This is a genomic window from Nonomuraea endophytica (assembly GCF_014203235.1).
Taxonomy (GTDB): Bacteria; Actinomycetota; Actinomycetes; order Streptosporangiales; family Streptosporangiaceae; genus Nonomuraea; species Nonomuraea endophytica.
Genome location: NZ_JACHIN010000002.1, coordinates 754259 through 773516 on the forward strand (window position 1 = coordinate 754259; position 19258 = coordinate 773516).

Consider the following 19258-nt stretch of genomic DNA (forward strand, 5'->3'; position numbering starts at 1 on the left):
ATAGCGATACGATGCGCCCATGGCAAGCGGCGGTGACCTGACCCTGACGATCCTGGGGTTCCTCGACGAGCGGCCGATGCACGGCTACGAGCTCAAGGCCAGGCTCAACGCGCTCAGCGGCCACCTGCGCCCGGTCAGCGACGGCGCGCTCTACCCGGCCATCGCCCGGCTGGAGGCCAAGGACCTGGTCGAACGGCACGAGGAACAAGGCGCGGCGGCGGCGCGGCGGCTCGTGCTGACGCTGACGGACAAGGGCAGGGAAGAACTGCTGCGCCGCCTGCGCGAGCCCACCGACATCGAGATCAGCGACCAGACGCGGTTCTTCGCGCTGCTGACGTTCCTGTCGGCGCTGCCGGACGCGGCCGAACGGGCGCGGGTGCTGCGGCGCAGGCTCGACTTCCTGGAGACCCCGGCCAGCTTCTTCTACGACGGCGAGCGGCCGGTGCGCGCGGAGGAGGAGCGCGATCCCTACCGGCGGGGGATGCTGCTGGTCGCGCGGGCCACGGGCGCCGCCGAGCGGGAGTGGCTCAGGAACGAGCTGGGGGCCGAAAAAAGGTGAGGAGGTACGGCAGGCCCCGCCGTACCCCCTCAGAAGGGACTTTCTACACCAATCCGCGACGCTCAAGGAGCGGGCGGATGCTGGGCTCGCGGCCGCGGAAGTTGCGGAAGGCGGTCAGCGCGTCGAGGCTGCCACCCTTCGACAGCAGCTCGCGGCGGAAATGGTCGCCGTTCTCGCGCTTCAGGCCGCCGTTCTCCTTGAACCACTCCACGCTCTCGGCGTCGAGCACCTCGCTCCAGATGTAGGAGTAATAGCCGGCGCTGTAGCCGCCGGAGAAGATGTGCGCGAAGTAGTTGGTGCGGTAGCGCGGGAGCACCAGCGGGAAGGCGATCCCCGCCGACTCCAGGGCCGCGGCCTCGAACGCCCGCGCGTCCTCGACCGTCTCGCCCGCGGCCAGCTTGTGCCAGGCCCAGTCGAGCAGGGTCGCGGCCAGGTACTCGACGGTCTGGAAGCCCTGGTTGAACTTCTCCGTCGCCTGCATCTTCTCCACGAGCTCGGCGGGCATCGGCTCGCCCGTCTCGTGGTGCTTGGCGTAGTTGGCGAGGATCTCCGGCCAGGTCGCCCACATCTCGTTGACCTGCGACGGGTACTCCACGAAGTCACGCGGCACGTTCGTGCCCGACACCCTCGGGTAGCGCACCGCCGAGAACAGGCCGTGCAGCGCGTGCCCGAACTCGTGGAAGGCCGTGTTGACCTCGTCGAACGTCAGCAGCGTCGGCCCGTCGGCCGGCTTGGTGACGTTCAGGTTGTTCATGACGACGGGCAGCTCGCCGAACAGGTAGGACTGGTCGACCAGGTTGTTCATCCACGCGCCGCCGCGCTTGGTCGGGCGGGCGTACGGGTCGAGCAGGAACAGGCCGAGCTGCGAGCCGTCCTCGTTGGCGACCTCCCAGACCGAGACGTCCTCGTGGTAGCCCTTCAGATCGGTCCGCTCGGTGAAGCGCAGCCCGTACAGGCGGCCGGCCGCGTGGAAGATGCCGTCGCGGAAGACCCGGTCGAGCTCGAAGTAGGGCCGCATCGCGTCGGCGTCGAAGTCGTACTTCGCCTTGCGCACCTTCTCGGTGTAGAACGACCAGTCCCACGGCTCGATCGCGAACCCGGCCTGCTCGGCCAGCGCCTCCGCTTCCCTCTTCGCGTTGCGTACGGCGGGGCCGACGAGCTGGCCCAGCATCTCCTCGACCGCCTCGGCCGTCTTGGCCGTCTGGTCGGCGACGCTGTAGGAGGCGTGGCTCGGGAAGCCGAGCAGCTTCGCGCGCTCGGCGCGCAGGGTGGCCATCCGGACGGCGAGGTCCAGGTTCGCCGGCGCCCGCTCCACCGACAGCGTGTACAGCTCGCGGCGGGTCTCCCGGTTCGTCAGCTGCGCCAGGCCGGGCTGGTTGGTGAAGTTGAGCAGCGGCAGGACGTACTTGCCGTCCTTCTCCAGCGCCTTCAGCCGCTCCTCGTCGAAGCCGTCCAGCTCAGCGGCGTCCTCGACGACCAGCGCCGACTCCTTGCTGGCCCTGAGGAGGTTCTGCGAGAAGTCGGTGGACAGGGTGGAGAGCTCCTCGTTGAGCCGCTTGAGCCGCTCCTGGTCGCCCTCGGACAGGTCGGCGCCGGCCCTGATGAAGTCCTCGCGGTACTTCTCCAGCAGCCACGACTCCTCCGGGTCCGAGGTGTTGACCTGCTTGATGCGCGCCCACAGCGCGCGGTCGAGCCGGATCTCGTCGCTGTGCTTGGTCAGCCTCGGCGAGATCTCCTTCTCGATGGCCATGATGCCGTCGGTGGAGTCGGAGGAGACGATGCTGAAGAAGACCATGCCCGTGCGGCCGAGGACGCGGCCAGAGCGCTCCAGCGCCGCGATCGTGTTGTCGAACGTGGGCGCCTCTTCGCTGTTCGCGATCGCCGCCACCTCGGCCAGGTGCTCGCTCATGCCGCGCTCGAACGCGGGGAGGTAGTGCTCCTCCCGGATAGCCCCGAAGTCAGGCAGCTGATAGGGCAGGCTGCTGGGTGAAAAGAACGGGTTCTCTGCCAACGTTCGAGCTCCTCGTGCGGTGGTTTTGTCCTCGTTCAGCTTGGCATGTCATGGGGGCTGCCGGGTGCCGCCGACGCCCGGTTCGGCAATCGTTTTGGTGGTGACCGCCAAGCTGGGCTATTCTTTCGGACGTCGCCAAGGCGAGCTCCGAAGGGGTTCGTTTCGGTGGGGTATGGTGTAATTGGCAGCACGACTGATTCTGGTTCAGTTAGTCTAGGTTCGAGTCCTGGTACCCCAGCTCTGACGGATGTCCTCTCACCGGGGCATCCGTTTTCTGCTTATGGAAGAGTTTCGTATTCGCCCGGGTTCCTTCCCCCGGCTCGCGCTGGCCTTCGCCGGACCGCTGCCGCTCTTCTTCCTCGTCTGCCTGCTGCTGGGCGCCATCCTCACCGGGTCCACCCTGGGCGGCGTGCTGCTGGGGCTGCTCGCCGCGGGGGCGCTGGTGGGGGTTCTGGCGGTCAAGCACCGCAGGCTGGTCTCGGGGACCGTCGTGCGGTTCTCCGAGACTGGTGTCGAACTCGACGACGCGCGCGGCTTCTTCGTACGCCTGCTGTGGGCCGACATCACCCGGGTGGGCGTGGTGGAGACCCAGAGCGCCGATCCGCGCCGCATCGGGCGCGCCGGGGGCCTGCGGGTGCGCGCGCAGCCGTTGCGGGCCACCGGGCTCATCGGGTGGGGCACCCGCCGCACACCTGAGCGGCTGCCGGGCTGGATGCGGGCGCGACTGGCCGCCGTTCCCGTCGATCCGGAGACCGGGCGGGCCGAGGTCGCCATCCCGCTGGGGGAGCTTGATCCGCTGTGGGAGCGGGGGCCGATGGGGGCCTGGATCCGGCGGTACCGGCCCGATCTCATGGGCTCTTAAGCGGTTTGGAGTGCTCCTCGGGGTGCGGTAGAGTTACCTGCGTCGCCGGGGAGACCCGGCGAAATCACTTGTGGTCAGGGTCCCGTCGTCTAGTGGCCCAGGACGCCGCCCTCTCAAGGCGGTAGCGCCGGTTCGAATCCGGTCGGGACTACCACTGCCACAAGTCCACGAAGGTCCCGTCGTCTAGTGGCCCAGGACGCCGCCCTCTCAAGGCGGTAGCGCCGGTTCGAATCCGGTCGGGACTACGTCTTCCTCCTCGAAACCTTTTTTGTTTCTGTTACGGCAAGCCTCCCTGCCGCCACCCGCCGTCGTGGGCTCAGGCCGATCGTGGGGGTCGCTTCTCACGTCGGACGTGGTCCCCATCGCAACGGCCCACGTGAACCAGTTCCCTACCCCGCCCCGGCCGCCGACCACGGGCGCCGCCCACCACCGCCCCACGTCCCGCCGTCTCGGCGCCCTGGGAAACCCCGCACAACCCTCCGCCGCCTGCCACTGCCCCGGCCGCCTCGGGAAACCCCACAACCCGCCGCGTGCCGCCGCCTCGGCGCCCGGGAAACCCGCACAACCACCCGCCTCAGCGCCGTGGGAAACCCGCACAACCTCGCCGCCGTCTCGGTCTTGTTGGCAGACCCGCCGCCGTCCCCTGATGTCGCTGTGCCTCGGGAAACCCCACAGCCACCCGCCCTTGGCCGCCATCTCGGTGGTTCTGCCGCCGCGCCGGGGCCGGTGTGTCGCCACCCGAGCCCGGCCGCCAACGCGGCGCCTCGGGTGGCCGAGGGTGTGTGGTTAGTTTTTGGGGCCGGCGCTTTGGATTACCTCGAAGGACCAGACTTGGGAGCCCGTTGCCGCGGGGCCGCCTTGACCGTGGCCGTGGCCCTGGGCGCCCTGGGACTTGGCGGCTTCCGCGGCCTGGGCGTGGCCGCGTTGGAAGGCGGGGCCCTGTTGCCAGGCCACGAAGTCCTCCTCGCTGCGCCAGCGCGTGTACACGAGGTACTGGTCGGTCCCTTCGAGCGGCCGCAGCAGCTCGAACCACTCGAACCCGTCGGCCGAGTCGACCATCCCGGCGCGGTTGGCGAACCTCTTCTCCAGGTCCTCGCGCATCTCGGCGGGAACGGTCAGAGCGTTGATCTTCACGACAGCCATGTGCCAACCCTATGCGGGGCGCCTCCCGGGAGAGGCGCAAGGCCCTACGGCTTGCGGGCCAGCCCGCAGAACTCGTCCACGGCCGGGCCCGGCGCGCCCTCGGGACGCCAGTCGGGGCAGGAGACGACGCCGGGCTCCAGCAGTTCCAGGCCGTCGAAGAAGCCGGCGATCTGGTCCGGGTGGCGCAGGTGGTAAGGGACGGAGCCGCTCTGGTTCCAGATGGCGATGGCCGCCTCGAACTCGGGGCCCTTGATGACGTTGGTGCCGTCGGCGATCGCCACGTAACTGCCCGAGGGCAGCGCGTCGACCAGCGTGCCCACGACTTCCTTGGCCTGGTCGTAGTCGGGCAGGTGGCCGAGGATGTTGAGGAGCATCAGCGCCACCGGGCGCGAGAGGTCTAGCGTGGTCGCGCCGGCCCCGGCCAGGATCGCCGCGGGCTCGCGCAGGTCGGCCTCGATGTACTCGGTGAGGCCTTCCTCGCTGCCGACCAGCAGGGCGCGGGCGTGCGCCAGGACGATCGGGTCGTTGTCCACGTAGACGACGCGGGCTTCGGGGGCGACGCGCTGGGCGACTTCGTGGGTGTTGTTGACCGTGGGAAGACCGGTGCCGATGTCCAGGAACTGGCGGATCCCGGCCTCGCCCGCCAGGAACGTCACGGCACGGGTCAGGAAGCCTCGCGACTCCTTGGCGATCGGCACGATCTCCGGGAAAACGCGGGCGAACTGGTCGCCGATCTCCCGATCGATCTCGTAGTTGTCCTTGCCCCCGAGCCAGTAGTTCCAGATTCTCGGCGAATGGGACACAGTCTTATCGATCACAGGACAAACCTAATCACACGCTGCGGAAGTTCAGGGGGTTCGCGGCGAGATTGGCGACGAACCCGGCGCGGATGAAACCGCCGGCGACGCTGTCCGGCTTGCGGGTTCCCTGCTCGGTCATGCGGGCGGTGAACTCCTCGACGAGGTCCAGGCGCGGATAGAGGCGCAGGACCTCGTTCTTGACCGGCTCGGGGATCTCGTCGGTCTGGCGGCCGGAGATGTCCATGGCGGTGGAGAGCTCCAGGAGGTGGCCCTCCGGGTCGTCGTTCACGTCCACCTCGGCCCACATGTGGCGCACGATCACCTCGGCCGCCCGCTTCCTGCGCTCGGCCGGCCAGCCGGCGCCCGCGCCGAACACCCACGCCACATGTCCCCCCGCCGCCTCGAAGGCCACCGTGTGGCTGTCGAACTCCTTCGTCAGCCCGAGATCGTGCAACATCGCCGAGACGTAGAGGAGTTCGGCGTCGAAGGCGATGGCGTTCTCCTGGCCGTAGGCGGCGGCGAACAGGTAGGCGCGGATGGAGTGGTTGAGCAGCGACGTCGTGTGGAATTCGGTCGCTACCTCGAGCGCGAGACGGCAGGCGGCGCTGTCCGGGATCAGGATGTCTGCGTAGTTCACGAAGACAGCATGGCATCGAGCCGCTAACGATCGCGCACCCGGCTTGACCTCTTGATCGCCGGTCCGAGAGCATGTCTCGCTCCCGTGAAGACACCCTCGGAAGGACACCGGCGTGCGCCGCCTCGCGATCCCTCTTGCCCTCATGCTCGCCACCACCGGGCTCGGGGCTCCCGCGCAGGCCGCCGACAAGGTCAAGCGCACCGCACAGTGCCAGGGCGACTGGATTCCAGGTACGCCCACCGCTGAGGACGTGATGAACGGGGAGATCTCGCTGGTCGGGCAGCCGGCGTACAAGCTCGGCAAGAAGATCAACTGGGGCGCGAGCCCGTACCGGAACAGGTCGTGGGAGTTCGTCTTCCACTCGCTGCGCTGGGTCGGCACGCTCGTGGTCGGTTACGAGAACACCGGTGAGGCACGCTATCTGGAGCGCGCCAAGGAGATCACCAAGGACTGGGTGGCGAGCAACAAGCGCGGGGCGAGCCGTACCAAGCCATATGTCTGGAAGGACCACCCCACGTCGCTGCGCACGCAGGCGCTGGTCTGCCTGAGCATGCACGTCAAGGACGGCTGGCTCTCCGACAGCCTGAAGGAGCACGCGAAGCTGCTGTCGGACGCCCGGCTGTACAAGAAGGGGCACAACCACGGCATCGACCAGGACATCGCGCTCATGGCGATCGGCTGCCGGATGGCGCGGCGCGACTGGGCGTCACTGGCGATCAAGCGGCTGACCGGCACGGTCAAGCTCGACGTGGACTCCCAGGGCGCGCTCATGGAGCAGGCGCCGCGCTACGCCGTCTACGTGTACGGCCGGCTCCAGGTCGCCATGACCAACATGCGCGACTGCGACCGCAAGGTGCCCGGCGAGATCGCCAAGCGGACCGAGGCATTGAAGGACTTCGTCGCCCACTCCACCGAGCCCAGCGGCTACATGGTGCCGATCGGCGACGGCAGCGCCGAGACCGAGCCGAAGATGGAGACCGGCACGCCCAAGGAGAAGGTCAAGGTCTACCGGGCCGGTTACGCCTACGGGCGCACCGACTGGACCAAGGAGGCGGCGTACTACTCGCTGCGCTTCGGGCCGGGCACGAAGTTCCACGGGCACGAGGACCACATGAGCGTCACCTACTACGCCGACGGGCGCGACATCCTGGTCGACGCGGGGTTCCACTCCTACGAGAAGAGCGCCTACCGCTACTGGACGCTCTCCCCCGAGGCGCACAACGTGCCCATGGTCGAGGGCGCGCGGTTCCGGCCGCGCACCTACACGAAGCTCACCAAGGCGACGTACGGCTCCGGCCGCCAGACTTTCCGGGTCGCCGACAAGGCGTACGGCGTCGGGCGTACCAGAAGTGTGTTCGTCAATCACGGCGAGGACGTGATGGCGGTGCGCGACAAGGCGAGCGGCGGGAAGAAGGTGCGCAACCTGTGGCGGTTCGACCCTTCGCTGACGGTGGTCTCCAACGCGGGCGGCAAGGTCGTGCTGGGTGACGGGAAGTACCGGGTCACGCTGGTGCAGCTGGCGGGGTGCGAGCCGGTCGGCGGGCAGAAGGTGGAGCGGGGCGGCAAGCGGGGCTGGGTCTCGCCGACGTACCTGTCGAAGAAGCCGGCCAGCGTGGTCGTCTCGCCTGCGGCCAAGGAGCTGGTGACCGTGGTCGTCCCGGGCACCGACGAGCCGAAGGTGTCCTGCTCGGGCGGCAAGGTGAAGGTGAACGGCGTGTCCGTGGTCTTCTGAACACGAGGGCGACGGAAAGTTTCAAGTAAACCCGGAGTGATGTCAATTATCGACATCTGTCAGGGATAGTCGTATCTTGCGGCCATGAGGGCTACTCGAACCCCCCGATTAGTGCTGCTCGTGACGAGCATGATCGCCATGCTCACCCTCGTCCTGCCGACCACGACCGCCCGCGCGAACGCGAAGGCCGCCCCGCTCGGCGACGCCTTCGCCCAGGCCGCGCAGACCTACAAGGTGCCCCGCGACCTGCTGGCCACCATCGCCTACGCCGAGACCCACTTCGACGGGCACGTCGGCGCGCCCAGCGCCAGCGGCGGCTACGGCGTCATGCACCTGGTCAGCAACCCCACCGCCAAGGTCCTGGAGAAGGCCGCCGAGCTCACCGGCCTGTCCACGCGGGCGCTCAAGCGCGACGCCGCGGCCAACGTCAAGGGCGGCGCCGCCGTGCTGCGCGCCTACGCCGACGAGCTCGGGCTGGCCGCCGACGCGGCGCTCGGCGCGTGGTACCCGGTCGTCGCCAAGTACAGCAACGCCGCCGACCCGGCCACCGCCCGCCTGTACGCCGACACCGTCTACGACTTCCTCGGCAAGGGCCTGACCGGCACCGCGGGCGCCGAGCAGATCAGCGTTCCCGCCCAGATGGTCACCGCCGAGCGCGGCGCGTACGAACAGGCCCAGGACCTCACCGCGATGGCCGCCCTCAGCCCCGACTACCCGCCGGCCGCGTGGGTCGCCGCGAACTCCGGCAACTACACCGCCTCCAGCCGCGAGTCCAGCTACAACATCGACCGGGTGATCATCCACGTCACGCAGGGCTCGTACGCCGGCACCATCTCCTGGTTCCAGAACCCGAGCGCCAACGTCTCCGCCCACTACGTGATCCGCTCATCCGACGGCGCGGTCACCCAGATGGTCCGTGACAAGGACGTCGCCTGGCACGCCGGCAACTGGAGCTACAACACGCGTTCCATCGGCATCGAGCACGAGGGCTTCGTCGACAACCCCTCGTGGTTCACCGACGCCATGTACCGCAGCTCGGCGGCGCTGACCGCCTACCTGTGCAACAAGTACGGCATCCCGAAGACGCGCACCGGCATCATCGGGCACAACGAGGTCCCCGGCGCCACCCACACCGACCCCGGCCGGCACTGGGACTGGAACAAGTACATGCAGTACGTCACCGGAGGCGGCGGCACCACCTGGTCCACCATCGTGGACAACACGACCGCCGACCGGTTCAGCTCCAGCGCCAACTGGGGCACCTCGACGTACTCCACCCAGCGCCACGGGCCCGACTACCGCTACGCCGAGCCCGTCGCCGCCAGCGACCCGGCCTGGTACAAGGCCGGCATCCCCACCGCCGGCACCTACAAGGTCGAGGTCTGGTACCCGGCGCTGCCCGGTTACAACAGCTCGGCCCCGTACATCGTGGCCGCCTCGGGCGGCAACCAGACGGTCTACGTCGACCAGCGTTCCGGCGGGGGCGGGTGGCGAAGCATCGGCACCTTCTCGCTCAACGCCGGTGACTACAACGTGGTCGGGGTCAGCCGCTGGACGTCCGGCGTCGGCCTCGTGATCGCCGACGCCGTGCGGATCAGCAAATAACGGCTTTGGGGGTACGGCGGCGCCGTACCCCCAAAAATCCCTAACACGCGGCCCTTTACGGCCTGCTACAACTCGCGGCCCGCGCGCAGCAGACCATAGGTGACGGCCTGCTCCAGGGCCTGCCAGGAGGCGTCGATGATGTTCTCGTCCACGCCGACCGTGGCCCACTCGCCCGTGGCGTCGCTGGTGGTGATGAGGACGCGGGTGATGGCGTCGGTGCCGTGGGTGCCCTCGAGTATGCGGACCTTGAAGTCGATCAGCTCGACCGCGGCCAGCTCGGGGTAGAGCTTCTCCAGGCCCAGGCGGACCGCCCTGTCGAGGGCGTTGACCGGGCCGTTGCCCTCGCCGGTGGCCACGATGCGCTCGCCCTTGGCGTGCAGTTTGACGGTGGCCTCGCTGACCAGTTCGCCGCCCTTGGTGCGCTCGACGATCACCCGCCAGGACTCGACCTCGAAGTGGCGCCTGCGCTCGCCGTGCAGGGTGTCGCGCAGCAGCAGCTCGAACGAGGCGTCGGCGGCCTCGAACGTGTAGCCCTGGGACTCCAGCTCTTTGACCCGGTCGACCAGTTCCTTGGAGGTCTCGGCGGACAGCTGGTAGCCCAGCTCGCGGCCCTTCAGCTCGACGCTGGCCCGTCCGGCCATGTCGGAGACCAGCATGCGCATGTCGTTGCCGACCGCGGCGGGGTCGATGTGCTGGTAGAGGTTCGGGTCCACCTTGATGGCGCTGGCGTGCAGGCCGGCCTTGTGCGCGAAGGCGGACATGCCCACGTAGGGGGCGTGCGAGTTCGGGGTGACGTTGGTGACCTCGGTGATCGCGTGGGCGATCCGGGTCATGTCCTGCAGCGCGGTCGGCGGAACCAGGTCGAAGCCCCGCTTGAGCTGGAGGTTCGCCACGACCGTGAACAGGTTCGCGTTGCCGGATCGCTCGCCGTAACCGTTGGCGCAGCCCTGCACGTGGGTCGCGCCCGCCTTCACCGCGGCCAGCGTGTTCGCGACCGCGCAGCCGGTGTCGTCGTGGCAGTGGATGCCCACGCGGGCGCTGGTCTGGACGGCCGCGTACACCACCTCGGCGAGTTCGTCGGGAAGCATGCCGCCGTTGGTGTCGCACAGGGCGACCACGTCCGCCCCGGCCTCGGCAGCGGTCCTGAGGACCTCGAGAGCGTAGTCTGGATTCGACCTGTATCCGTCGAAGAAGTGCTCGGCGTCGAGGAAGACCCGCTGGCCCTCCGCTTTCAGATGAGAGACGGTGTCGCGGATCATCGCGAGATTCTCACTGAGGGTCGTGCGGAGGGCCAGCTCCACGTGCCGGTCGTGGCTCTTGGCGACAAGAGTCACGACCGGCGCGCCGGATTCGCGCAGTGCGGCTACCAAAGGGTCATCGGCTGCCTTCATGCCTGCCCGGCGGGTCGCGCCGAATGCGGCAAGCTGCGCGTGCTTCAGGTCGAGCTCTGTTTGAGCCCGCCTGAAGAACTCTGTGTCCTTGGGGTTGGCGCCAGGCCAGCCCCCCTCGATGAAACCGACGCCCAGGCCGTCCAAGTGGCGCGCGATCGACAGCTTGTCGGCCACCGTGAGGTTGAGGCCTTCTTGCTGTGCGCCGTCGCGCAGCGTGGTGTCGTACACGTGGAAGCGGTCGTCGGCCATCTGATTGGTCTCCCGTGGAAATGAAAAAGACCCCTCACGGACGTGAGAGGTCTGCGCGCTGGCGGTGTCCTTTGTCAGCCAGCGCGCCTGCCGATAATGAGCAGACCGTAGAACATGGTGATGCCGAGTGTGCCACATGGATTCACCATCTGGCACGCTGGTCTCACGTTCTGGGACATTCTTTGTACGACGAGGCGCTGACATGGGCGGCTTCGGGTGGTGACGGTCGTTCAGACGGTGATGCCGTCGCCGCCCGTGATGAGCTGCTCCAGGGCCTTCGGGTCGAACGCGACGTCACCCAGCATCTCGCCGTTGAACAGCACCGTCGGCGTCCCGTCGAGGCGGACGCCGTCGTTCTGGCTGAGGTGCTGCTTGGCGAAGGCCTGCGTGGTCACGCACTCGTCCACCGAGGCGCCCGCCTTGCGCGCGGCGCCGACCAGCTCGTCCGGCGTGAACCCGCTGGCAGTGCCGTGCGGAGCCGGTTGAATGGCGTAAAGCTGATCACGGAAGGCCAGCCAGTTGGCCGCGGGCACACAACGGGCGGCGGCGGCCGCGCGGACGCTGTTGGACCGCATCGGCTCGTCCCGGAAGATCGTCACCGGATGGAAGACCACCTTCACACTGCCCGCCTTGGCCAGGCGCTGAAGCGTGGGATCCACGGCGGCGTGAAGCTGCTTGCAGATAGGACAGTCGAAGTCCTCATACAGATCGAGGACCGGCGTGGTAACCCCCGGCCTGGCCAGCACCATCGAGCCGTCCGGCTGGCGGGTGAGCTGGTAGGTGCCCGGTTTGCCACCCGTGTCGGCGAAGGCCAGAACGGCGACTATGGCAAGCACGACACACGCGGCAACACATGCCGCCACCAGCCTCTTGTTCATCGCAGGCGACCCTATCATTTACGACATATTGCCCAAATATTCGAACTGACTTGCTAGGTCTTTTCGAGGGCATTACCTTGGGTCGCGCGCCAATCACATTGCGTTCATCTCTCAGGAGGGGATGATGGAACCATGGCCAAGCTGCTCGCGCGTCCCACTGCCGAAGAGCATCCGTCTGACCAGCACTACCGGGCGGCGTGCAGGCTGTTCCCCGAGCATCGCGTGGAGCTCATCGACGGCCGGATCGTGGTGAACCCCGTGCCCACCGGACTCCACAACAACATCATCGCGCTGCTTCTCTTCCAGATCACCGGCTTGCTGGTGGAGAAGGACTGGCGGCCTTGGACCAACATCAAGCTGTTCCTGGGAACCCAGAGCGACAGGTTCATCCCGGACCTCGTGATCGTCTCCAAGCGGCCGCGCATGTGGGGCGATGACGAGGTGTACGCCGACGACACGAAACTGGTCGTGGAGGTCGTCTCCCCCAGCAGCGTCCACGACGACTACGTCATCAAGCCCAAGGCCTACGCCGCCGCGAAGGTTCCCGCCTTCCTCCGCATCGACCCGGCCAAGTCGACGGCCAGCCTGTTCACCCGCCCGTCCGCAGACGGCTACACCGTTTACGCCGAAGTCGCCATGGGCGCGCCACTCGCCATGCCCGACCCCTGGAACCTCATCCTCGACACGGGCGAACTCCATGACGCCGAGACCTCCGGCTGATCGACAATGACGCCATGAAGAACTTCGTGCTCGACCAGCCGATCGCCCAATACATCCACGAACACACCACGCGCCCCGATCCGCTTCTTGAGCAACTCGCCATCGAGACCCGCGAGGCCACCGGCGACCAGGCCAACATGCAGATCTCCGCTTCCCAGGGACGTCTGCTCACCATGCTCACCCAGCTCGTCGAGCCGTCGGTGGCGGTCGAGGTGGGCACGTTCACCGGCTACTCGTCGCTCTGCCTCGCCCGTGGGCTGTCCGGCGGGCACCTCTACTGCTACGACGTGAGCGAGGAGTGGACCGCGATCGCCAAGCGCTACTGGGAGGACGCCGGCGTATCCGACCGCATCACCCTGACCCTCGGCCCCGCCACCGAAACCCTGCCCGCCCTCCAGCGCTCCGTCGACCTGGCCTTCATCGACGCCGACAAGCCCGGCTATCCCGCCTACTACGAACTGCTGATGGAACGCCTGCGTCCTGGCGGACTGATCATGGTGGACAACACCCTGTGGACCGGGTACGTGGTCGACCCGTCGAGGAACGACGAGAACACGGTGGCGATCCGCGAGTTCAACGACATGGTGATGCAAGATCCGCGCGTGACCACGACCATCCTCCCGATCTCCGACGGCCTCACCTTGATCCGCAAGAACTGACCAACCCACTGCCCTGGTGCTCCACGCGGTCCAGCCGTGGGGTCCTCCTGGCACGCCCGCGTTCTTCCGCCTAAGACCCATGGGTCAGCGCGCGGTCAGGCTGGCCACGGTTCGCCTCGTGTCCGTCCGGCGCGTCGGCCTCGTGTTCTTCCGGCGTGGCCTCCGGCTGGGCGGCTCCGGCTGGGCTCCGGGCGGACTCTGTCGGGTGGGTGTCCGTCCGGCAGATACCCCGTCGTGTCGATGCCTGTCCAGTGGAGGGCTCCCCCGGCCATGCTTCGATGGCGGCACTCTCCTGGGGGCAGGGCACAGGTGGCGGTGTTCTCCAGGGTGTCCGGGGTCAGGGTGTGCTGCCCCACGGGGTGTGCTGCCCCACGGGGTGTGCTGCCCCACGCGGTGTGGGGCAGCGGCACGAGGTGTGGGGCAGCGGCACGAGGTGTGGGGCAGCGTGGGATGTGGGGCAGCTTGGGGTTAGCTGATCTTGTGGATCCAGCTGTGGGGGTCGGGGCGGGTGCCGTACTGGATGCCGACGAGTTCGTCGCGGATGCGCATCGTGACCGGGCCCGGGGTGCCGTCGCCCACGGTCCAGGCGCGGTCGGCGCCCTTGACCGAGCCGACCGGCGTCACCACGGCGGCGGTGCCGCAGGCGAAGACCTCGGTCAGTTCGCCCGACTCGCAGCCTGCCTGCCATTCCTCGATCGACAGGCGGCCCTCTTCGGCCTTCAGGCCGAGGTCGCCGGCGAGCGTGAGGATGGACTCGCGGGTGATTCCGGGCAGGAGCGTGCCGGTGAGGGCGGGGGTGAGGAGGCGGTCGCCGTACACGAAGAAGAGGTTCATTCCGCCCATCTCCTCCACGTACCGGTGCTCGTGGGAGTCGAGCCAGACGACCTGGTCGCAGCCCTGGGCGACGGCCTCGCGCTGGGCGACGAAGGCTCCGGCGTAGTTGCCGCCGCACTTGGCGGCGCCGGTGCCGCCGGGGGCGGCGCGGGTGTATTCCGTCGAGAGCCACACGGAGACGGGCTTGACGCCGCCGCTGAAATACGAGGCGGCGGGTGAAGCGATGACCATGAAGCGGTAGTTCTCGGACGGGTAGTTGACGCCGAGGCCGACCTGGGTGGCGATGATGAACGGGCGCAGGTAGAGGCTGTGGCCCTCGGTGGTCGGGACCCAGTCGCGGTCGGCCTGGACGAGGAGTTCGAGCGCCTCGACGAAGGTGTCTTCCGGCAGTTCCGGCATGGCCATGCGCAGGCAGGACTGGTTGAAGCGGGCGGCATTGGCGTAGGGGCGGAAGGTGACGATGGAGCCGTTCGCGTGCCGGTAGGCCTTGAGGCCCTCGAAGAGCTCCTGCGCGTAGTGGAAGACGGAGGTCGCGGGGTCGAGCGTGAGCGGTCCATACGGCGTGAGGCGGGCGTCGTGCCAGCCGGTGCCCTCGGTGTAGTCGATCGAGACCATGTGATCGGTGAAGGCCTTCCCGAACCCGGGGCTCGCCAGTACCGCCTCGCGCTCTGCCGCGGTGCGAGCGTGGTCGGATAGCTGCACGTCGAAGCTGAGCTTCTGAGAGGTGGTCATGACGGAGATCCTTCTCTTTCTCTGAGGTCTACCCTGCATCCATTCTGCGCCGGATCGGGTAGAGGGAACTTACTGCATCTAAAAGGACGACCGTTAGGGCGCAACGAAAACGCCCGGAGGCTCTCGCGAGCCACCGGGCGTGGGTGGTCAGGCGGCCGCGAGTGCGCTGGGGGCGCCTGGGCCGCTTGTCAGGTTGATACCGGGGTGTTCACGAGCTGCGGGTTCGCACGCTGCCTGCCGTACCTCCGCAGATGTCAAAAAGACCCTTCTGCGGTACGACGGGCTGCTCGTGGGCCGGTGGCCTGCGGCGTCAGGCGCCGCCGGATACTCGGGCGGCGATGTCGTCGCCGATTTCCCGGGTGGTGCGGGCGGCGGCGTGCGAGAGGCGCTCGACGATGTCGTCGGCGACGGCCTGCTCGACGCGGGCGGCCTCGGCGGTCAGCCCGACGTGGTCGAGGAGCATGGCGACCGAGAGGATGGTGGCGGTCGGGTCGGCCTTGCTCTGCCCGGCGATGTCGGGCGCGCTGCCGTGCACCGGCTCGAACATGCTCGGCGCGGCGCCCTCGGGGTTGATGTTGCCGCTGGCCGCGAGGCCGATGCCACCGGCCACCGCGGCGCCGAGGTCGGTGATGATGTCGCCGAACAGGTTGTCGGTGACGATCACGTCGAAGCGCTCGGGCTGGTTGACGAAGAACATCGTGGCCGCGTCGATGTGCACGTAGTCGGTGGTGACCTCGGGGTATTCCTCGGCCACGCGGTCGAAGGTGCGCTGCCAGAGGTCACCGGCGAAGGTGAGCACGTTGGTCTTGTGGACCAGCGTGAGCTTCTTGCGCGGGCGGCTCTGCGCCTTGGCGAAGGCGTAGCGGACGACGCGCTCGACGCCGTAGGCGGTGTTGATGGACTCCTGCGTCGCCACCTCATGCGGTGTGCCCTTGCGCATGGCCCCGCCGGTACCGGCGTAGAGCGACTCGGTGCCTTCGCGGACGACGACGATGTCGATGTTCTCGGGCGGCGTGTCGGCCAGCGGCGTCGCGACGCCGGGCAGCAGCTTGACCGGGCGCAGGTTGACGTAGTGGTCGAAGTCGAAGCGGATGCGCAGGAGCAGGTCGCGCTCCAGCAGGCCGGGCGGCACCTTGCGGGGGTCGCCGACGGCGCCGAGCAGGATCGCGTCGTAGCCGCGCAGCTCCTGCAGCACGGAGTCGGGTAGAACCTCGCCGGTCCTGGCATAGCGGTCCGCGCCGAGGTCGTACTCGGTGATGTCGAACTTGGGACCGACCGCCTGGAGAACCTTGAGGCCCTCGGTGACGACCTCGGTACCGATGCCGTCTCCGGGGATGACGGCCAGGCGAATGCTACGCGACTCCATGGGCGGTACCTTACCGGTTCGTCTCGCCTGCCGAGCAACCCATCTCATTTTCCGGACACTGCATTTTGCCCGATTTGCACGCTTTTGACTGTTTCGTTAGAGTCCCACCAGCCTAATCCGCACACCGCAGTGCGGAGCCGGGGACCCATTTCCCCCATAGGGGCGAATCGGCGCTTACCACGCCGTAGGGCTACTTCCAGGCCCGAGCCCGACAGCTAACCCGGTAGGCCGTGTGGAAGGACATTCCCCTGTCTCGCATCATCGCGACCGCTGTGCTTTTCACCGTCACCGGTGTCACCGCAGCCACCCTCGCATCCCCCGCCACCGCATCCCCCACCTCCCCCGCCACCGCATTTCCCACCTCCCCCGCCCCCCTCGCCACCCCCACTCCCCCCGTCTCTCCGGTTACCCCCGCTCCGGTCACCCCCGATCCCCCCGCTAGCCCTGCTTCCCCCGTCATCCCCACCACCCCCGTCATCCCCGTTTCCCCCACTTCGCCCGCTTCTCCCGTCACCTCCGCTTCTCCCGCCTCTCCCGTCACCACCGTCGACCCCTACGAGGTGACGCTGAACGGCCAGGAGCTCAAGGAAATCCAGGAGCAAGGGGCCCCCAAGCCCAGCTGGCAGAAGGCCCTGGACTACGCCATGGACAAGCGCGGTACTCCGTATGTCTGGGGCGGCACCACCAAACGCGGCTACGACTGCTCCGGGCTCATGCTCCGCGCCTACGAAAGCGCGGGCATCGACCTGCCCCGCACCGCCGCCCAGCAGTACTCGGCGTTCTCCAGGAAGATCAGCTGGAAGAACCTGAAGCCCGGCGACCTGGTCTTCTTCTCCGGACTCGGGCATGTGGGCATGATCTCCCGGCCTGGGCACATGGTGCACTCGCCGCGTACTGGCGATGTGGTCAAGGAGGAGAAGCTCAGCGCCTGGCGCCGACAGGCCTTTGTGGGCGCCGTGCGTCCTGATCCGGCGGGCGTCAAACTCACCACCCACCTCGCAAAACTCCGCCAAGCACCCGCACCCGTAATGCCCACCGCCACGCTGTGACGAGCTTCGGTTTCTGATTGTCTTCTGCTCGTCTTCTGATGGCGCAGCCGCCCGCTGGCCCTGTCGGCGCGGGTTCTGTCAGCGCTAAATCTGTCAGCGCTGGCCGTTCTGCCCCGCGCGGGTTCTGCCCCGCGCGGGTTCTGCCACTGCGTGTTCTTCTCTTACGGCAAGCCAGCCACCCCCGCCCGCCGCACGTGGACCTGTCTGTCCAGGGAAACGGTCGTCCAGCGGGGGTGGCTGGCCGCCGTTACGACCGCACGTGCAGATGGCACCCCGCGTACCCCCCGCCGATCTCAGCCCATACGGGTGGAGAAGATCAGATCCCAGGCGCGGCCCCTCGCATGGGCGACAGCGCCCAGCAACACCCCGCTGTCGCCCAGAGCGCTGGCCACGATCGTGGGCCGGAGGGGCCCCAGTTCGCTGATTCGGCGTTGGATCGCGTCGCCCAGCAGGTCGAGGTTGTGTCCTACGCCGCCGGAGAGCACGATCACCTCCGGGTCCAGGACGGCGGCCACCGCCACGAGCAACCCGCCGATCCGCCGGCCCTCCGCTGCCACGACCGACAGCGCTGCCGGATCTCCCCGTTCGGCGGCGGCGAAGATCTCCTTGGCCGTTCCCAGGGACAGCCCGGCGGCCCGAGCCGCCCGTACCACTCCCGGCGCCGCGGCCACGGTCTCGGTTGCCCCGTGCTCCCGCACACTCGCGTCCCCCTGGTCCACGCCGACCGACTGCGCGACACCGGGGAAGGACTCTCGGGCCGCCTGAGCCGACACCCCGGCAACAGATCGGCCACCCGAAACCTCGGACGGCAGTTCCGGGGCGGGACGTGCGGCAGGCGCGGACTGGGTATCAGGGTCGGCCCAGCCGTCAAGACCGGGACGCGCCTCGGAACCCTGCCGGATGTCCGGGCTGGGCCGGATGTCCGGGCTGGGCTGAGTGTCGGAGCCCTGCGGGATGTCGGAGCCCTGCCTTGCCTTAGAGCCCTGCCCTGCCTTGGAGCCCTGCGTGGTGTCGGAGTCCTGCCGGGTGTCGGAGCCCTGCCGGGTGTCGGGGTTGGGTTGGGCGCTGGGGGCGGTTCGGGCTTCGGGGATTGGGGGGTTGGGGCTCGCGGACTCTGGGGTGGGGAGGTGCGGGGTGGGTGGTTCTGGGGTGGGGGCGGGGAGGTCGTCGGTGGCGGGGAGGTAGGAGACCTCGCCTGCCGCTCCCCTCGCGCCTACATACAGTTCGCCGTTGACGACTATGCCCATGCCCACGCCGGTGCCGATGGAGACCAGGGCGAAGTTGGACTTGCCCTGGCCCTCGCCGTACGCGTGTTCGCCGACGGCGGCGAGGTTGATGTCGTTCTCGATGACCAGGTCGACGTCGAGGGCGGCGCGCAGGCGGTCGGCCAGGTCGGGGCCCGGGAGGTTGGGGGCGAAGTCCAGGCGGCCGGCGTTTTGGTCGTAGACGCCTGGGGAGCCTACGACGGCGCAGACTATCGCCGACCAGTCGAGTTCGGCTTCGTGGGCGGCCGCGCGGGCCAGGCGGGCGACGAGTTCGGCCAGTTCGGCCGAGGTGCGCGCGGTGTTGCGGCCGTCGGTACGGCCGGCGAAAGTACCCCGGAGATCGGCCACCGCCACCCGGATCCAGTCGCGGCCGATGTCGATGCCGGCGACGTGGGCCGAGGCGGCGTTCACGTCGTACAGGGAGGTTACGGGGCCGGGGCGGCCGGACACCTCGCCTACCAGGTGGACCAGTCCGTCTTCCTCCAGTCCTGCCAGGGCGGCGGAGACGGTGGGCTTGGACAGGCCGGTGACCTTGGCGAGGTCGGCTCTGGACGCGGGGCCCTCCCGGTGGAGTTGGTCCAGTAGGCGCCGCTCGTTCATGACCCGCAGCAACCGCGGGTTTCCCAGCTCGCTTCGCACCGCGACCTCCCCTTCACGGCAGACTCTAGCCAACGCGCCGGATAGTAAATTACCTTTCTTACCAACCACCTTCCAATCATCCCGATCCACCCGGCACACCGCCCAAACTCCACCTCAAAACCCCAAA

Annotated in this window: 16 protein-coding genes, 3 tRNA genes and 1 riboswitch; of the genes, 10 read left to right on the plus strand and 9 right to left on the minus strand. The window is 68.4% G+C overall.

Annotation, left to right across the window (positions count from 1 at the left end; genetic code table 11):
* The first annotated feature begins 19 nt into the window (after positions 1-19).
* Complete coding sequence (locus HNR40_RS11560; protein WP_184960414.1) at positions 20-559, plus strand: PadR family transcriptional regulator; 540 nt, start codon at positions 20-22, stop codon at positions 557-559.
* Positions 560-602: 43 nt separating this feature from the next.
* Here the strand turns inward: HNR40_RS11560 and HNR40_RS11565 are convergent, their stop codons facing one another.
* Positions 603-2570, minus strand: coding sequence for a M3 family metallopeptidase (locus tag HNR40_RS11565; protein WP_184960415.1), 1968 nt, complete (start codon positions 2568-2570; stop codon positions 603-605).
* Between the two features lie 166 nt (positions 2571-2736).
* On the opposite strand from HNR40_RS11565, the gene HNR40_RS11570 reads away from it, so the two are divergent.
* The 4 genes from HNR40_RS11570 to HNR40_RS11585 all read left to right on the plus strand — a co-directional run bounded on the left by HNR40_RS11570 (position 2737) and on the right by HNR40_RS11585 (position 3677).
* Positions 2737-2808, plus strand: a tRNA-Gln gene (locus HNR40_RS11570).
* A gap of 42 nt (positions 2809-2850) precedes the next feature.
* A complete protein-coding gene (locus HNR40_RS11575; RefSeq protein WP_184960416.1) occupies positions 2851-3432 on the plus strand; it encodes a hypothetical protein in 582 nt (193 codons plus the stop codon).
* 78 nt (positions 3433-3510) lie between these two features.
* A tRNA-Glu gene (locus HNR40_RS11580) sits at positions 3511-3586 on the plus strand.
* Between the two features lie 18 nt (positions 3587-3604).
* A tRNA-Glu gene (locus HNR40_RS11585) sits at positions 3605-3677 on the plus strand.
* A gap of 541 nt (positions 3678-4218) precedes the next feature.
* Here the strand turns inward: HNR40_RS11585 and HNR40_RS11590 are convergent.
* From HNR40_RS11590 to HNR40_RS11600, 3 genes are read right to left on the minus strand one after another with little or no spacing between them, the layout of a single operon-like run.
* Positions 4219-4575: an antibiotic biosynthesis monooxygenase family protein gene (locus tag HNR40_RS11590; protein WP_184960417.1), complete on the minus strand. Its 357-nt coding sequence runs from the start codon at positions 4573-4575 to the stop codon at positions 4219-4221.
* Between the two features lie 44 nt (positions 4576-4619).
* Positions 4620-5393: an SAM-dependent methyltransferase gene (locus HNR40_RS11595; RefSeq protein ID WP_184960418.1), complete on the minus strand. Its 774-nt coding sequence runs from the start codon at positions 5391-5393 to the stop codon at positions 4620-4622.
* A 13-nt stretch (positions 5394-5406) separates the two neighbouring features.
* The gene (locus tag HNR40_RS11600) at positions 5407-6012 is read right to left on the minus strand and encodes an HD domain-containing protein (protein WP_184960419.1); all 606 of its coding nucleotides are present in this window, start codon (positions 6010-6012) and stop codon (positions 5407-5409) included.
* A 112-nt stretch (positions 6013-6124) separates the two neighbouring features.
* On the opposite strand from HNR40_RS11600, the gene HNR40_RS11605 reads away from it, so the two are divergent.
* Together HNR40_RS11605 and HNR40_RS11610 are read left to right on the plus strand one after the other, a co-directional pair.
* A complete protein-coding gene (locus HNR40_RS11605; protein ID WP_312896287.1) occupies positions 6125-7744 on the plus strand; it encodes a heparinase II/III family protein in 1620 nt (539 codons plus the stop codon).
* An 84-nt stretch (positions 7745-7828) separates the two neighbouring features.
* Entirely contained in the window at positions 7829-9349 is a 1521-nt protein-coding gene (locus HNR40_RS11610) for a golvesin C-terminal-like domain-containing protein (RefSeq protein WP_184960420.1), read from the plus strand.
* Between the two features lie 65 nt (positions 9350-9414).
* Here the strand turns inward: HNR40_RS11610 and cimA are convergent, their stop codons facing one another.
* On the minus strand, positions 9415-10989 hold the full coding sequence (gene cimA, locus HNR40_RS11615; protein ID WP_184960421.1) for a citramalate synthase: 1575 nt from the start codon (positions 10987-10989) through the stop codon (positions 9415-9417).
* Between the two features lie 230 nt (positions 10990-11219).
* Positions 11220-11867, minus strand: coding sequence for a DsbA family protein (locus HNR40_RS11620; protein WP_184960422.1), 648 nt, complete (start codon positions 11865-11867; stop codon positions 11220-11222).
* 132 nt (positions 11868-11999) lie between these two features.
* Between HNR40_RS11620 and HNR40_RS11625 the strand changes: the two genes are divergently transcribed.
* Both HNR40_RS11625 and HNR40_RS11630 read left to right on the plus strand, forming a co-directional pair.
* A complete protein-coding gene (locus HNR40_RS11625; protein WP_184960423.1) occupies positions 12000-12587 on the plus strand; it encodes a Uma2 family endonuclease in 588 nt (195 codons plus the stop codon).
* Positions 12588-12601: 14 nt separating this feature from the next.
* The gene (locus tag HNR40_RS11630; protein WP_184960424.1) at positions 12602-13246 is read left to right on the plus strand and encodes an O-methyltransferase; all 645 of its coding nucleotides are present in this window, start codon (positions 12602-12604) and stop codon (positions 13244-13246) included.
* A 468-nt stretch (positions 13247-13714) separates the two neighbouring features.
* On the opposite strand, the gene HNR40_RS11635 is transcribed toward HNR40_RS11630, so the two are convergent.
* Both HNR40_RS11635 and HNR40_RS11640 read right to left on the minus strand, forming a co-directional pair.
* Positions 13715-14812, minus strand: a complete 1098-nt coding sequence (locus HNR40_RS11635) for a branched-chain amino acid aminotransferase (RefSeq protein WP_184960425.1) — start codon at positions 14810-14812, stop codon at positions 13715-13717.
* A 310-nt stretch (positions 14813-15122) separates the two neighbouring features.
* Positions 15123-16178 carry a 3-isopropylmalate dehydrogenase gene (locus HNR40_RS11640; protein WP_184960426.1) on the minus strand — a complete coding sequence of 352 codons (1056 nt, stop codon included), beginning with the start codon at positions 16176-16178 and terminating at the stop codon, positions 15123-15125.
* A gap of 99 nt (positions 16179-16277) precedes the next feature.
* Positions 16278-16423, plus strand: a riboswitch (cyclic di-AMP (ydaO/yuaA leader).
* Positions 16424-16738: 315 nt separating this feature from the next.
* On the opposite strand from HNR40_RS11640, the gene HNR40_RS11645 reads away from it, so the two are divergent.
* The gene (locus HNR40_RS11645; RefSeq protein ID WP_184960427.1) at positions 16739-17227 is read left to right on the plus strand and encodes a C40 family peptidase; all 489 of its coding nucleotides are present in this window, start codon (positions 16739-16741) and stop codon (positions 17225-17227) included.
* Between the two features lie 293 nt (positions 17228-17520).
* Here HNR40_RS11645 and HNR40_RS53535 read toward each other — a convergent pair whose 3' ends face one another.
* Positions 17521-19131, minus strand: a complete 1611-nt coding sequence (locus HNR40_RS53535; protein WP_221340216.1) for an ROK family transcriptional regulator — start codon at positions 19129-19131, stop codon at positions 17521-17523.
* Positions 19132-19258: the final 127 nt, after the last annotated feature.

Bases quoted from the DNA above. Each gene is read 5' to 3' on its own strand.
- cimA (WP_184960421.1), bottom strand. From the start codon at position 10,989: ATGGCCGACGACCGCTTCCACGTGTACGACACCACGCTGCGCGACGGC.
- HNR40_RS11575 (WP_184960416.1), top strand. From the start codon at position 2,851: ATGGAAGAGTTTCGTATTCGCCCGGGTTCCTTCCCCCGGCTCGCGCTG.
- HNR40_RS11560 (WP_184960414.1), top strand. From the start codon at position 20: ATGGCAAGCGGCGGTGACCTGACCCTGACGATCCTGGGGTTCCTCGAC.
- HNR40_RS11620 (WP_184960422.1), bottom strand. From the start codon at position 11,867: ATGAACAAGAGGCTGGTGGCGGCATGTGTTGCCGCGTGTGTCGTGCTT.
- HNR40_RS11630 (WP_184960424.1), top strand. From the start codon at position 12,602: ATGAAGAACTTCGTGCTCGACCAGCCGATCGCCCAATACATCCACGAA.
- HNR40_RS11625 (WP_184960423.1), top strand. From the start codon at position 12,000: ATGGCCAAGCTGCTCGCGCGTCCCACTGCCGAAGAGCATCCGTCTGAC.
- HNR40_RS11635 (WP_184960425.1), bottom strand. From the start codon at position 14,812: ATGACCACCTCTCAGAAGCTCAGCTTCGACGTGCAGCTATCCGACCAC.
- HNR40_RS11640 (WP_184960426.1), bottom strand. From the start codon at position 16,178: ATGGAGTCGCGTAGCATTCGCCTGGCCGTCATCCCCGGAGACGGCATC.
- HNR40_RS11590 (WP_184960417.1), bottom strand. From the start codon at position 4,575: ATGGCTGTCGTGAAGATCAACGCTCTGACCGTTCCCGCCGAGATGCGC.
- HNR40_RS11610 (WP_184960420.1), top strand. From the start codon at position 7,829: ATGAGGGCTACTCGAACCCCCCGATTAGTGCTGCTCGTGACGAGCATG.